The sequence below is a fragment of the Pseudomonas sp. PDM03 genome, assembly GCF_014852385.1.
Classification (GTDB): Bacteria; Pseudomonadota; Gammaproteobacteria; order Pseudomonadales; family Pseudomonadaceae; genus Aquipseudomonas; species Aquipseudomonas migulae.
In genome coordinates this window covers 416,791-430,810 of record NZ_JACVBM010000001.1, presented here as the reverse complement: position 1 = coordinate 430,810, position 14,020 = coordinate 416,791, and the positions used below count along the sequence as shown (strand labels likewise).

Here is a 14,020-nt window from a genome sequence, read left to right as displayed (position 1 = left end):
AAGTACGGTAAGAGTCCAGCTCAAGCCGGTTCGCAAGTAAGTCTCCACGACTGCTCAAACAACTCCCCAGCGTTTCGGCTTTCAAACTCTTCTTCCAGTACAACTCTGTTATCGTGAGGAAGTGCGATGAACCTTGAAAAACCGACCATTCCCCCGAAGCTGTTTCGACTGTTCACCTCGCCGCAAAATACCTGGTGCCTGGAGTCAATGTTCCTGAACACCGCGGATTGAGGGTCTTTCAGATAATCCCTGACAAGGTTTTTAGCCTGGTACTCCATGTAGTAATTGAAGTACGCATATCTTGACGCGTAGACCACGCTCGCCAGAACGATGCCCGATACCATCAGGTACTTAAGTGTCTTCCATGCCATCCTGGGCCTCGCAAGAAGATGAAGTCGGCAAAGTGATCTTCGCAGAACACTTCGAGAAATAGCCGAGTAAAAATGAAAAAGGCCTGCGTGAGGTACCTCACGCAAGCCTTTGATATTCATGGTGCCGAAGCCGGAATCGAACCGGCACGCCCTTACGAGCGGGGGATTTTAAGTCCTGAGTGGAAATCAATCAAGCCGTACCTTCTAATAGGTTTTCCGGTTCGCAATCAACCACAATTGCTTGCCATGCAGGCCAATGTTTCCGCATGCCTTGGAAAGATTGCGAACCAGAAAAACCCGTGATCATGAGCGCGAAATAGCCTTCTTGAACGCTCAGAACACGGCGTAAGGTATGCCGATTTGGCATACAGTGAATCCCCTTCTCCGGCGTCCTGCCGACCGAATCATAATCCTGTTTGACTGCTACGCTTTCCTCTTCCACGGAGGAATAACATGCCCAATTCTGACCTGCTCCCTTCCCTACTCTACAAAATCAACGAAAACCAACTCGCCCTCGAGGCGGCTATCATGGAGCTGTCCAACTGGGTGGAGCAGCGAGGCGGTACAGAAGTCGCCGACAACGTACGCGGCGCCCTGGACACCATCGACAAAAACGAGGAGTTCATCAAACTGACCCTTGCGGTGATCATGACACCGGACTGAGTCACTGTTCGTCGCCCACCACTCGCCCAATCATCGCGCCTCGATTACTGTATATACAAACAGTATCAGTAAGGCGCTACCGTGGACCCGCATGAAATCGAAGACACCAGCGACTGGTTCGGTTGCCGGACCGAGTTCGAAACCTGAGGACAATTCCTGCGCATGACCGGCGAAGAACCGTTCTCCGGGCCGCCATAGCCCCATACAAGCCCTATGAGACGCTCTTATAGAAGAGCTTCTGGCACACACCATCGTCCCCCTCCCGACTAGAAGCTCACTTTTTGCACCGGCTTCCAACACTCAAGGAATTAATACTTTTTTAGCACCAGCGTAAAACTCGTCCTCCGCAGATTTACCATAAATTTTCAATGTCGGAAGTTCTGCCTTGTACATCTCCGTGCAATCTTTAGAAATCCGCGGGAAATAATATTGAAGCTGCTCAGGATGACTTTGCACCTGAGCGGTATAGCTATTATAAACGGGACTAAATTCGCGCAGCATCGTATCAAAATCAGAATACATTACAGACGTAACCCCCAAGTCGATTTGGAATCTTGAAATCTCTCCAACCCAAGGTTTACCAATCTGCTTCATGTAATCATTCACAGCAGAGAAAAAAGCTGAACATGTTGCGAATTTTTGCGCCTTCACTTTATCTCTAGGTCTAGAGGGGCTAGAGGGCTTGCCGTTAGTTAAACCCAAATCAGGAGTGTACGTAGTCATTGTAACAGTCCCATTGAACTTACCAACGTACCCCTCAAATAACCCCCTAGTAAAATCAACCTTAGCAGCCCCAAGCTTTACTTCTGCAGCGTCGATGAGTTGCTTAATTGCCGGAAGATCCGCCTTGGTTATTTTTGGGTTATACAGAAGCTCACCAGCCAGTTCGAGCATCGCATCCGCATCACCGTCGTTCGCATCCATACGCAAACTTTGAAGAAGCTGGGTTTGCTTGTCTTCCATGACATATTCTTGCGGTTTTGACTCCACCGAAGTCAACGGCATATCTGAAGCCGCACGAGAACTAGTCGATAGAACTAAAAAAACGAAGCAAGTTATGAAGCTGACCGATGTTTTCAATTTTTCGCGTCACTTTTCGCTATGATGAAAAAATATATCGGCATAACGCATGCTTACTTTAGGAGCCCTAGTGAGGACTGAACTGATCCCGCCTACCGTGTACTCACTTCCTTGACATATGCCTGGCACGCCTTCAGCGCAATCAATCCCTGGTCACCGGCGTCGGTGATGGCGATAATTCGTTGAGCATGCGCTGGGTCAAGTCGGGCGCGCGCTCCTCCATGAACCACGCCGACGGCTTCGGTACCGGCTGGCACTGAACAGCCACTGGCTGGATCCGTGGAGTCGAGAAGGACTGACAGCCGCAGATCAGAAGTGGCAAGGCGATCGCGCAGGCGAGCCTGGTCTTTTTGAGCATTGGTCAAAGCCTCATGGTGTGTTTGGTCGCTGGCCGAAAGGCGCTGCTCGAGCGCGAGGCGCTTGTCCTGATCGGTGCGGACCTGGTCGGCGGCCGCGTTGCTGATCGCGGAAAGGTCATCGCCGTGCAGCCGGGCCTGTTCAGCGAGCTGCTTTCCATAGCGCCAGTCCTGCACCTTCCATGCGCCCGCCGCGGCGCCGGCCATCAGCGCCACGATCAGCACCAGCAGAGCTATCAGCCTCTGCGCGGGGGGCATCACGGCACGTCCCTGAAGAAGACGTGACCACCGATCTTCACCGTCTGTTTGGCACCCTTCGCCCAGGCTGGCGCCTTCATCATCGCGGCGGCGTAGTAGTGCGTGGCGCCACCGGTGGGGTCTGGCACCTTTCCGTCGATCACCTGGTCAGCGGCGATCCGCGCCTGCGCAAGCTCGCGGAACGGGATCTGCTTGATGCCGATCAGGAACGCATAGTTCGGGTCGGTCTTATTCCAGCAGCTGAACTGATAGGGCTTCTGGCACACGCCTGCGTAGCCTTCGCCCCACCAGGATTTTTCCTTGCCATCGTTCACACGGTTGCGAATGGTCCAGGCAACGGCGATCTGGCCGGCTAGGCTTTCGCCGCGGGCCTCCCCCCACAACGTTCGGGCGAGAATGTCGCGATCTTTATCGGTAACTGGCATCACTTTTCTCCAGGCACAAAAAAACCGCTCAATGGCGGCCGGTTTACAGTGTGATTTCGCGTTAGACGGTGGATGGAGCCGAAGCCGAGACCGTAAGGTCCATCCCACTTGTTGGCTGAGCTGGCCAGGTGACGACGGTGTGCCAGCCTGCCTGCGCGGTCACGCGCCCCAGCGAAATGGAGTAATTCTTCCATTTCGTCAGTTGGGCCTTCCGAACAGGATACTCAGCCTCTTCTTCTGGGGTGGCGGCGAATTCCTCCTGCCCTTCAATCCCGATATTTTCGATGGCGCTCTCAAGGTCGCCAATCCGATTGGTGAGCGCGGTTTTTTGGGCTGCCGCCAGTTGAATAAGTTGCTGCAGCTTGGCGCTATTGATGGCGAGGTAATCCGGCGGAGGGTCCATGAACGCAAGATAGCGCGGATCGTCGTCGGGAACTTCGCCCTGATTCGGGTACTCCGTTGGGTCCTGCGGACAGCCAAACACCGAAACCACAGCCACCTGCGATGCATCCGAAAATTGAACGTATGGCATATGACCGCCTTTAGAAGGTGTAAGAAGTGACATAAATGAGCGCCGTTAGCGTGCCGGCCGATGTCGACACCGCATACCACATGGTTTGCAGCGTGATGACCACTAAGTTGAAATAGCCGGATGCGCTCGTATAGCCGCCTGTCACAAATGTCTGTCCGATGCCCACGGAGTTTGCCGACAGCCGTGCGGCATAGTCACCAGGACTGCTTGCCGACACCTTGACATAACCACCAACGCTTTTTGCATTGGGTGGAATTGCCGTCGATAGAGAGAGTGACGTCAGGCCGCTGGAGTTGGTGGATGTACTTAAAACGTTTACGTCGGGCGTGGACACCTTGCGAGAGTCCGAATCCAGATAGGCAATACCAAACTGGCTCGAGCCGGTGGTCGGCATCACCCCGATCAGTGCGGACGCGGTATACCCGGAAGGCATATTCGCTCCCGAATAAACCTCGGTCTGCACGCCGGCGGTGGCGTTCTTTGCCAACAGGGCACTTGCCAGAGTGGTCGGATTATAGATCAGGTAGACCGCCACCCAGCCACTTACCGGGGCGCTCCCCGTGTCCATGCCGCCGGCGCCAGTGGTCGCGAGATTGATTGTCTTGCTGAGACTGGAAAGTTTGTAGCCCGTCCCGCCAAGTGCGGTTTCGACGATCGCCTCGTCCGCCGTGAAGGTGGCGGTGGCTGACGCTGCGGTAATCGACATCTTGCCATTGCGGGTGCTGCCAACCACTGGCGGCTGGATTTGAGCAAGAGTCACTGCATGTTTGCTTTTTGTCGCATCTGCCACCTGCTGCGGCGCACCAGTGCAGAACAGGAGCACGTACGAACCGCCACCAACCGATGCGTTCCACTGAATCCAGGCAATGCCGTTGGCGATCATCTCGCCGCCTTGAAGTGCGGAATGCGCAGCGCCAACCAGCGCCACGGTGCCGACACCGTCGTTAATAGTGCTCGCGGTGGTGTTGGTATTGGCAACCTTGAATCGTAGCGGCGTGCTCTCGCTTCTGGTTCCGACCGTGATCGCCGGCACAAAGTTACAGACATAGGCATTCGCCGCCCCAGTGTCTGCGGCGAACTCGCCCTGGCTAGCCGCGTCCCTTAGCGGCGCATCAAGCGGCCCCTCATCAAGCCATCCAGAGTTTGCAGAGTTTCGGCGCTTTTTTCGGCCAGTCCCAACATCAGCCCAAACCTGACAGGGAAACGAAGGGCTTGGCGCAGACGCCCCGCTGCTCTGAGATGCAAGCGCCTGCAAAGCATCATTCGCATCAGTCCGGAATGCCAGGCCAGAGGCATTGTCCAGCGTCATATCATGTTGCGACATAGTCAGTATCCCTTTGAGATGTAGTCAATCGAGCGGCCTGACTGGGCGACCCCACTGGAATTGCGAATGAAGACCGTGAAGCCCGTTGCGGTCTTAGCTGACACGTCCGGCCAATCGCCGGGAGCGAGGTTTTGCGCCGTGATGCTGACGGCCGGCGAGGCGTTGAACGGCGGAGAGTAGGCGACGGTAAGCCCGCCAACTGGGACCACAATGTCGTTGCCGCTCTCGATCCGGTCCGGCATGTCGATCACCACCTCGAGCTTGGATACGTCGATCCAGTGAGTAGGCTGCTCGACCGAGCCGCGAAGCTGAAAGTCGAACAAGCGCGCGCGGTAATCACCGACAACAAAAGGTTTCCAGGCCGACCAAACCTCGGGCAGCACAACATCAGAGGTGCGCACCCACAGCGACAGAGACGCGCCATTTGGCGGATCACCATCAATGCCCAGCAGCGCATCGAAGTCCGTGATCGTGTCGATGTAGGTGCCGTCGTCATACAGCGATGCCACGACATCGGCTGTCAGCGTGCAGTCGTAGACGTACCCGAGGTCAGCAGGAGCCGTGAAGCTGTAGGTCGAGGTGAGCAGCGAGCCGCCGAACTTGTCGATCTCGCCCAAGACAGCATCAATATCGGTGACATCATCGATAAAGCCGGCTCCGGACATTTTCAGTAGACCGCCCGATGGTGCCGCGTTGACCGCCACACCGGTGAAGGCTGGCGATTCTGTAATGGTCAGCACCACGTTGGTTGGTAGCGGGACTTGAGCGTCGGACCACACCTCGGTCACCGGCCCGCCGACACCAGAGGAATCGACCGCCCGCGCCAGGTACTTGCCCGGCAGCAAGGCGACCACGGACGACGTGGAGCGCCCCGCCACTTCGGCCAGCGGCAAAGCCGCATCCCAGTTGGCAGACGTATTGCGTGTATGCCGGATGGAGATGCTGCCGCCGAGCTTCACATCAAGCTCCGGCGCGGCATCCCATGCCAGCGTGGCCACGCTGCTGATCACATCCAGTCGCAGACCGGTAAGCGCTGACGGCGGCGCCAGCAGCGCCTGAGCGTTGTACTCCTGTATCGATCCAGGGCCCGCCAGCCCAAGGACTGACTTCGGCGTAACCCGAACCGACCACAGCCCCGATGAAGCCGAGTCGAAATCAATCGTTGGCGTGTTGATCTCCGTCACGTACTCCCAGTTACCGCCCGGTTTCTTGACTTCGATCTGGTAGCGCATCGCGCGCGGCGGCGGCGTCCAGCTGACCGTCAATCGAGCAGCAGCCAGTCCGGTGCCGGTGTCATACAGAGACTCAAGGAACGTGAGCTGCCCTACCGCATCCGGCTTGCCGAGATTGATGATGCTGGTCGGATTGTCGACGTCAGGCGTGCCGAACTCGACCTGGTCGAACTTGTCCGGGTCGTAAGCGATGCCGCTGATCGCGTAGGTGCCGTCATCACCTTCGCTAACGCTGATCACGCGAAACTTCTGCGTTTCCAGTTCAGGAGTGGAAAACACCCAAGGCGCAGTGGCCAAAGGGTCAGATGCAAGCGGCGGAGAGACGGTGATCGATGTTCCGCCAACCCCAACGGTTGCCGGAACGACGGCATAAGATCCGTCTGGCATGACAACACCTACCGTCCCGGTGCCGGCCAGTCCGATTGGTGCATCCAGCAGCAGCGTTGAAGCGGTACTGCCAGCCAAGAGCCGGCCACCATTGCGAGCACCGGCGCGATTCGCATCAGCGATATCAATGATGTCGCCTGGAAGCGGCAACGCACCATCGGCACCGACGGCAAAGGAAACCGCCTCAGTTTCGGCATACAGCAGCCAGCGGCCAAGGCGACGAGCCTGGCCCCGCGATGTGCAGCCGATGGCCACGACGTCGCTCTGCTGGATGCGATTCCACTTGGCGATCAGCTCTGGCCGCTCGACGATCTCGACCGACTGTTTGTATTGCTGGAGTGGATCGTTCCACGTCACCGCCGCCACGTTGAAGCGCTGATCGGACGCAACCGACTGATAGCTGAAGTCGCCGGCGACCACATTGGAGTTGTTGAACAGGTAGCGACTGGAGCGCGGAGCGTCCTGCACAGCAGTCAGCGAGCCGCCGGCCCAGAAACAAATCGCCCGGAAAACCGACACCATGTCGTTGACCAGCTTCCACGCATCTTGCTGGGTAGTCAGGGCGATATTGCAGGTAAACCGTGGTTCCATACCGCCAAAGCCATTTGGCACCAACACATCGCAATACTGGGCGATGCTGTACAGCGAGTACTTGTCGATCAGCGTCGAATCGAGCAAACCACCAAGCCCGTAGCGGGTGTTCGTGAGCATGTCGTACCAGATCCAGGCCGGGTTATCGGTCCAGGCCCGGACAAAGGTGCCATCCCAAGAACCGGTATAGGCGCGCGTGCCGTTGTTGTAGTTGCTCGGCACCAAGACCTTGATGCCGTGAATCTGGAACGCCATGCGCGGAATGCTGGAAAACTGCTGTGCGTCGATCGAGATGCCGATCATCGCTGTATTCGGGTAGCGCAGTTTCTCATCCCACAGCAAGGTGTAGCTGTCGAAGAAGGTACGGTTCTGGATTGCGGCACTGATGGAGTCGGACGACAACCGGGTCGCACGGATGTAGCGTGGCAGACCGCTGGATACCGGCAGGCGGACGTAGTACGAGAACTGCGTTCGGCTCATGGTCTTGCCAGTGATCCAGATATCACCGCACAGTTGAAACCAACCACTGGCCCCAACCTTTCCTTCCAACCGAAAAACAGTAGTTGAGTCGGTGTAATCGCCGTTCGTGGTGTTCTGCTCATACAGCTGCGGAACGCTGATCGTGAACCGAGTGGCATCCACGTCGGTGTCGGTGATGGCGCGCTCAATGGCTACGCCGTATTTCAGCTCAACCCCTACCGACTGCTCAGCCTCAAGGCCGGTCATCGGCATGTAGGCTTGGCCTTGGGTGCCGAGGCGGATATCTACGCCGACACCGGAGAAGTTGTAGCTGCCGTCGGCGTTCTGAAGCGGCACGTCGTCGAAGAAGATCTGCTGCGCGCCAGTGATGCCGGAGATTTCGCCTTCAGAGATAGCGTGCAGCACCCTTACGTGCTGATTGGAGCGAAGGCTGTCTGGTGCTTCTACTGGGGAGCGAGACGAACCACCACCGCCACCCCCCCCCTTCCCGCCACCCTTCCTGCCGACAATGACTTCGCTCATACAGGAATCGCCTCTGCCCAGGTACCGATGGCGACCACGCTGGAACCGACCAACATGTGACCGTAAACAACAGGCACGGGGAGGCCTTGCTGCGTGGAGTTGAACGCGCCGTTGAACAGGTAACTGGGTTTGTTTTCGGTACCGGATTGTTCTTGCTGGCTGGGTGTTTTTGGCACGGGCGTGAGCATCTGAACGACGCCGCCGATGGCCATGCCTATGCCTACAGATACCAACGCCCCCCCTATTGGGCCGGAAATTGGCGTAATGAAAGCCCCCACCACGATCAGGACAACACCAAGCACTGCCTGAAATAGGCCGCCGTTCTTGCTGCCGGAGATGATAGGGACAATGCGGATCTCGGTGGTGCCGCTCAACGTAAATTCGGCTTCACCAACATTCTCGCGGTTGCGAAAAATGGCGTAACGCAGGCCACGGCGAGCTGAGTCGCGGATGAATTCCTCAAACCCTTGAACGGTATGCTTGAGCGCGCGGAAGGCCTCGGCTGCAGTTCCGGTTTCAAGATGGCGGACGTGCTTGCGGCCGAAGGCTTGAGCCAGGCTGCCAGACAGCAAAATGGTGGTCATAGGCAGGGCATAGGCAGCGCTCATACTTTTCTCCAGGCAATAAAAAACCGCCCGGAGGCGGTTTAATTTATCTGCCCAGTTCTTATAGGCAGTCGATTACTGGCTGTTTCCAGCCATCAGTTCCAAGTTTCGTTACTGGGAAATAGGCCTTGATGTTCGACCCTTCTGGCGAACGCTCAACACTTGCGAGAGACACCACTCCGTAATAGGTGGCGGATGCGGCTATCTTATAGCCCTGCTCGGTTTCAACTGAGGTCGTTGTTGGATTCATTGAAAGCCACTTCGGACCGAGGCACCTGGCATAAACCTGAGGCGTTTTGCTCGATTTCACCACAAGGTCAGGGCCGTCACTTTCCCTGCCGGCGATTGTGCATCCTGCCAGTGTGATCAATGCCAGGGCCGTGAGTGTTTTGCGCATGTTGAGCCTCCATGGGTTTTGGCGACTCTACCAGTGAAGATGCGCAGAAAGACAGGACCTACCCGCGATAGCGCATTATGTGGGTCGTGCACTCACGGTAGGCACGACCGTAGACTTCTTTGCAGCTCAGCCGGCCATAGAGGTGATGCAGCAGAACGTCACCCTCCAGCCAGATCGCACCATGGCACGGCGTAGGACTGCCGATCGCCATGACGATCAGATCCCCCTGCTCTGGCGTATCGACCGGGACAAAACCAGTCTTGGCGAAGTTGTCGACGTACAGGTTGTCGCCGTTGTGCCACCAATCATCCTTGCGGTGGAAATCCGGCAAGATGATGCCGAGCTCTTGCCGATAGTAGTCACGGACCAGGGTGTAGCAGTCGATCGCGCCGTGGACAAACACGCGCCCTTCCAACGGCAACTCGCCGGCGGCCTGCATCTCCTGCCAGGTTGCGGCACCATCCTTCAGCCCGACAATCCACCACGTCATCCGGCTGGCCGCATGGCTCGCCAAATCGTGCAGACTGGGTTCCGGCCCGCAATCTGGGTGCGAGTGCACAATAGCCACGATGTCGCCCAGATCCTCGGCGGCGGCGTAGTCTTCAGGGTGCAGGACAAAGTGATCTGGCTCTTCTGACTGGTTGCGGCACGGGATGTATCGAGGCTTGCCGCGCACGGCGACGACCAGGCCGACAGCCTCGCGCGGATACTCAGACCGAGCATGCGCCTCGGCATCAGCCCGGCATTTATCAAGCAGTGTGCTCATGGTCAAAGTCTCGGTACACGTGCGATTCCGGGGAAGCCGCCAAACGGCAACTCGCCATATTCGCCAAAGCGCTTCTTGCAACCGGTCATGGTTCGGCTGCATTGGTCCTTGGCTGGGTCGTTAGTGGGGTTGTTTGCATAATCAGCCACTGGCCCGCCGGCATAGCCGCACTCGCCAGAGCGATACGCCCATAGGCAAGTGCCGGCCACCACCTGACGGCGCGGCAACTTCACACCCTGCAGGTCGAGCGGCGAGCCAAGCTCGAACTCGATGGCGGCCGGCGTTTCGTTGACCTTGCGTGTGATGAACCACGTTTCGATCGGATACTCTTGAGCCGGATCAGCCGTTGGGTTTCCGCCGGCGAAGTTCACCGCGTCCAGGTACTTGACCAGCGTGCGCCGGCGTTTGAGCTTGATCCCCAACAGGTCGTCATATTGCCGGCACAGTGCCGACACTGTTCCACCGAAGTTCCCGAGCTGAAGCTTCGGGCGAGCCGGAGATCCTTGGCTTGGCGTTCCAAACTCCACCGCCTGAAGCGGCCACGGGGTGTAAGTATTGCCCTGCCACACCGCCGAGCCCCGTGATTCGTTGAGGCCCGAATGGAAGCGCAGCGTCTGGTCAGGAAGGATCAGCTCGAAGCCTTCCCAGATCGACATGCCTGTTGCCAGTGAAAGCTGACCTTGAAGAGTGGTCATTCGTAAACCTCCTCAAAGGTCGCGGACAGGCCATCAACGCCGAGGGCGATGTTGGTGCGCACCCACTCACGGCAAACAAAAACCCCGATCAATTGACCGGGGTGCGTGTAGTTGAAGGATTCGATTGAGCCTCTAGCGCCAAGAAAGGCGTCGATGACATCAATCTCCGCCTTGGCCCGCTTAAACATCAGCGAATACTTGCGTGGCTGTCGGTTGATTCCGGTTCCCTGCCGCTGCTCGTATCCGTCGCCGAGCTTGATGACCTTGACGGTTGGGGTGATGGTTTTGGAGGCGTCATATGTTGCCCGCCATGTGAATGTCGGCATTACGCCTCCTTAGGTGAGCAAGCCGCCATTGCGGCGCTGGCTGGCGATTTCTTGCCGGGCCACGACCTTCATGGCTTCAGCGAATTTCGCCGGGTCAGGAATTACGGGTTCGCCATCCTTTGCGTCCACATAGAAGTTCATGGTGACAGGAGCTCCCCCGCCGCCACCTCTGATGCCAAGACGCCCTTGGGAGTCGCGAGCCAGCGGTACGATCGCCTCCTCGCCCGCCTCACCCATGACCCCGGTTTTGCCATTGGCCATGCCGAACGCAGTCGGCTTGCTGACGATGCTGTTGGTGAACGCGCCGCCATCGGCGAACAACTGCACGCCGCCGGACCACGCACCGCCTTTGGCTTGAGCGGCTTGAGGGAAATAGGTATCCGAATATCCCGCTTGCGTGGAGCCGGCCGAGGAAGCGCCGCCTCCGAAGTACGAGCCGGCCGCATTGGCTGCCAGACCGAACAGGCCACTCAACGCCGAGGAACTTGCCTGCCGCGTCGCGATACGCGCCATGTCAGCAAGAACCGACTTGGCGAAGTCAGCAAACGACAGCCTCCCGGTCATGGCGAAATTGACGACTGCGTCTTCCATTGAACTGAAGGCATTGGTGAACAGGCTTTTCGTCTGCCCGGCAATGTCTTTCGCCGACTCCAGGTAGTTCTGCCATGCCGACGATGCGCCGGCGCTCCAGTCACCCTGGGCCGCCGTCATGTCTTCGTAATTGGCCTGCACCGTGTTGTGCAGATCCTGTTGCGTGGCCTTCAGCGCTTTGAGCTTCTGGTTGTACTCGTCAAGACTCATGCCGCGCGAGCCATCACCGTACTGATTGGCCAGGTCGAGCTTTTGCTGATTGATGCGGTCGTCGATTCCGTTCTGCTGATCCGTCAGCCCACGTTGCCGGTCACCTTGGCCAAGTCCAGAGGCCGCCCGCAATCCTTGCTGCCGAAGTGTCTCAACCTGTTGTTGGAGGGCGCTGGTGTACGTATTGACCGCCAACGTCTGCTTGCGAAGCCGGCCTTCTTCGTTGGTCGCAATGATCGCCAGTTCGCTGTCGCTGTCCTGCTGCGCCTTGACCATGGCGGAACGGGCATCCGAGATCTTTTGATCAATCTGGATCACCTGCGCCGCTGTTGTTCCTTTCTTGGTCTTGGCCGCTTCGAGCGCATTGATTTCAGACTGGTAGCTCTGAGCAACTTCGGTAGCTTCCTGCTGAAGCAGGCCGACGCGCTGCTCGGTAAAACTCTCCTGAGAAATGACGCCGGCGCGCTGCGATGCCTCCAACTCCTTTTCCGCGTTTTTGTAATAGGCCAGAGTTTCGGCCAGTACATTTTTCGCATTGTTGAAGCTGGTCAGATCAACGCTTCCCGCAGCGGCAGCTGGGTCCTTGTTCTTGTCCTTTATGTTTTGGATGTTTTTGGTAACAACATCAGCCTGGACAGAGGGATCATTGGGAGTTGCCTTTCGGATCGCCTCTACGTCACGCAAATACTCCTTGATGAGCTTGTTACGCTTTTCTTCGTTCGTGAGGTTTGAATCAGTGAGCGCTTTGACTCGGCGCTGTGCGTCTTGCGCCTTGTCCTGGGTCTGCTGATAAAGTCCTGCCGCTGAAGCAATTGCTGCCTGGGTATCCCGTTGCTTGGTAAGGAATTCGAGCTCTTGCTGAGAGTTCTGCAGCTTCTTTTTGGCGTCGGTGTCATCAGGATCGGCGGCCAAAGCGCTGCGTGCGAAGGCGACACTCTGGGTCAGCTCAACAATTCGCTTCGCCGATTCCTCCGCCCGACCGATATCCTTGAAAGCATCCAGGGTCTTCTGGGTTTCAGACGCAACCCCCTTCCAAGCCCTCTCCCAGAGACTGAGATTGCTGATGATTTGCCCGGATCTGGACTGAATCGTATCGGCATAGGTGTCAGTCAACAGCTTGGTAGCGCCAATGGTGTCGCCCTGGTCTTTCAGGGCAACTATTTGCGAGTACACCGACGCGGTCAGGAAATGGTACTGCTCGTTCAGCGATTTGGCCGCCGCCACTGGGTCATCCGCGATCTTCACAAACTCGGCGATGGTTGCGTCCACCGATTTGCCGGTGGCTTTTTCCATCGCCAGGGCTGCCTCGGCGATCTCGATGAAACTACCGCTTGCAAGCTTGCCGTTACCCGCCAAGGTAGCCAGCACTTCAGCGGCGGCACCCGTTGTGCCTACCGTTGCACTGACCTGGCGCGCCATTTCGGAAAGCTGTCCAGCACTGGTGCCGGCAAAATTCCCGGTGAGTGTCAGACTCTTGTTGTACTCACCCGTTTCCTTTGCGCCCTGGTAATACGCGTAAGCCAGCCCGCCCACGGCGGCAGTGACCAAGGCGATTGGCCCTAAGATGGAAAGCAAGCCAGCAGCAGATGCGCCGGCACCGGCCCCCAGTTGCGCCACTGCACGAACGCCACTGCCCCAGTCGCCCGACGACAGAGCATTGCCCAATTGGACGACGTTTTCCTGCGCCTGACGGGTGCCCAGTTTCAGCTTATCGAAGCCGGTGGCGGTTTTTTCGAGCTTGGCGTAATCCTTGTCGATCTTGCTCAGCGCCGAATTGTACTGATCTTGACTGATACGTCCGGCGTCGAGGTGCTTACCCAGCTGCTCGACTTGAGTGTCCAGCTTGGAAATTGCAGCCTTGGCCGGATCAATAGCACCGAGCAGGCTGTTCAGTGCCTTCTGCTCATCCAGTGTCGACTTGGCCAGTGCGATTTGTTGCTTATCGAGCTGGGCGGTAATTTTGGAGAATTCCGCCTCGCCGTAAGCTCCAGTCTGGGTTAGCTTCGCCAGGCTTTCGCGCTGCTTGGCCAGCTCCTGCGTGGAGGTCGCGCCTTTCGACAGCGACTTCTCCAGCGCCTCCATCTCTTTCATCAGGCCGACGGCAGACTGCTCTGCCCGCTCGCCGGACTTGGTCAGTTTGTCGAGGTCGGTCGCAGCCTGAGCAGCATCGGCGGAGTCGACCTTGATGCCGAGTTCTGCAATGTTCATC

At 57.5% G+C, this 14,020-nt stretch carries 15 protein-coding genes; 2 read left to right on the top strand and 13 right to left on the bottom strand.

Annotated features, from left to right (window positions below):
* Positions 1-20: 20 nt before the first annotated feature.
* Positions 21-371 (bottom strand): hypothetical protein, encoded by a 351-nt coding sequence (locus tag IB254_RS02135; protein ID WP_192416210.1) that lies wholly within the window; start codon positions 369-371, stop codon positions 21-23.
* Between the two features lie 72 nt (positions 372-443).
* Here IB254_RS02135 and IB254_RS02130 point away from each other — a divergent pair, with 72 nt between their 5' ends.
* On the top strand, positions 444-674 hold the full coding sequence (locus IB254_RS02130; RefSeq protein ID WP_192416209.1) for a hypothetical protein: 231 nt from the start codon (positions 444-446) through the stop codon (positions 672-674).
* Between the two features lie 150 nt (positions 675-824).
* The gene (locus tag IB254_RS02125; RefSeq protein ID WP_192416208.1) at positions 825-1,034 is read left to right on the top strand and encodes a hypothetical protein; all 210 of its coding nucleotides are present in this window, start codon (positions 825-827) and stop codon (positions 1,032-1,034) included.
* A gap of 300 nt (positions 1,035-1,334) precedes the next feature.
* On the opposite strand, the gene IB254_RS02120 is transcribed toward IB254_RS02125, so the two are convergent.
* From IB254_RS02120 to IB254_RS02065, 12 genes are all read right to left on the bottom strand, one after another.
* Entirely contained in the window at positions 1,335-1,997 is a 663-nt protein-coding gene (locus tag IB254_RS02120; protein ID WP_192416207.1) for a hypothetical protein, read from the bottom strand.
* Between the two features lie 209 nt (positions 1,998-2,206).
* Complete coding sequence (locus IB254_RS02115) at positions 2,207-2,728, bottom strand: lysis system i-spanin subunit Rz (protein WP_192416206.1); 522 nt, start codon at positions 2,726-2,728, stop codon at positions 2,207-2,209.
* Positions 2,728-3,153 carry a cell wall hydrolase gene (locus tag IB254_RS02110; RefSeq protein ID WP_192416205.1) on the bottom strand — a complete coding sequence of 142 codons (426 nt, stop codon included), beginning with the start codon at positions 3,151-3,153 and terminating at the stop codon, positions 2,728-2,730. Before IB254_RS02110 ends, IB254_RS02115 begins: the two co-directional genes overlap by 1 nt.
* 61 nt (positions 3,154-3,214) lie before the next feature.
* Entirely contained in the window at positions 3,215-3,685 is a 471-nt protein-coding gene (locus IB254_RS02105) for a hypothetical protein (protein WP_192416204.1), read from the bottom strand.
* Between the two features lie 10 nt (positions 3,686-3,695).
* Positions 3,696-5,009, bottom strand: a complete 1,314-nt coding sequence (locus IB254_RS29435) for a hypothetical protein (RefSeq protein ID WP_225602226.1) — start codon at positions 5,007-5,009, stop codon at positions 3,696-3,698.
* A 2-nt stretch (positions 5,010-5,011) separates the two neighbouring features.
* On the bottom strand, positions 5,012-8,221 hold the full coding sequence (locus tag IB254_RS02095) for a host specificity protein J (RefSeq protein WP_192416203.1): 3,210 nt from the start codon (positions 8,219-8,221) through the stop codon (positions 5,012-5,014).
* Positions 8,218-8,829, bottom strand: coding sequence for a tail assembly protein (locus tag IB254_RS02090; protein WP_192416202.1), 612 nt, complete (start codon positions 8,827-8,829; stop codon positions 8,218-8,220). The genes IB254_RS02095 and IB254_RS02090 overlap by 4 nt, the downstream gene beginning before the upstream one ends.
* Before the next feature lie 58 nt (positions 8,830-8,887).
* Entirely contained in the window at positions 8,888-9,223 is a 336-nt protein-coding gene (locus IB254_RS02085) for a hypothetical protein (RefSeq protein ID WP_192416201.1), read from the bottom strand.
* A gap of 58 nt (positions 9,224-9,281) precedes the next feature.
* The gene (locus tag IB254_RS02080) at positions 9,282-9,989 is read right to left on the bottom strand and encodes a C40 family peptidase (RefSeq protein WP_192416200.1); all 708 of its coding nucleotides are present in this window, start codon (positions 9,987-9,989) and stop codon (positions 9,282-9,284) included.
* 2 nt (positions 9,990-9,991) lie between these two features.
* Positions 9,992-10,684 (bottom strand): phage minor tail protein L, encoded by a 693-nt coding sequence (locus IB254_RS02075; protein ID WP_192416199.1) that lies wholly within the window; start codon positions 10,682-10,684, stop codon positions 9,992-9,994.
* Positions 10,681-11,010 (bottom strand): phage tail protein, encoded by a 330-nt coding sequence (locus IB254_RS02070; RefSeq protein WP_192416198.1) that lies wholly within the window; start codon positions 11,008-11,010, stop codon positions 10,681-10,683. Before IB254_RS02070 ends, IB254_RS02075 begins: the two co-directional genes overlap by 4 nt.
* A gap of 9 nt (positions 11,011-11,019) precedes the next feature.
* Positions 11,020-14,019 (bottom strand): phage tail tape measure protein, encoded by a 3,000-nt coding sequence (locus IB254_RS02065; protein WP_192416197.1) that lies wholly within the window; start codon positions 14,017-14,019, stop codon positions 11,020-11,022.
* Position 14,020 lies beyond the last annotated feature (1 nt).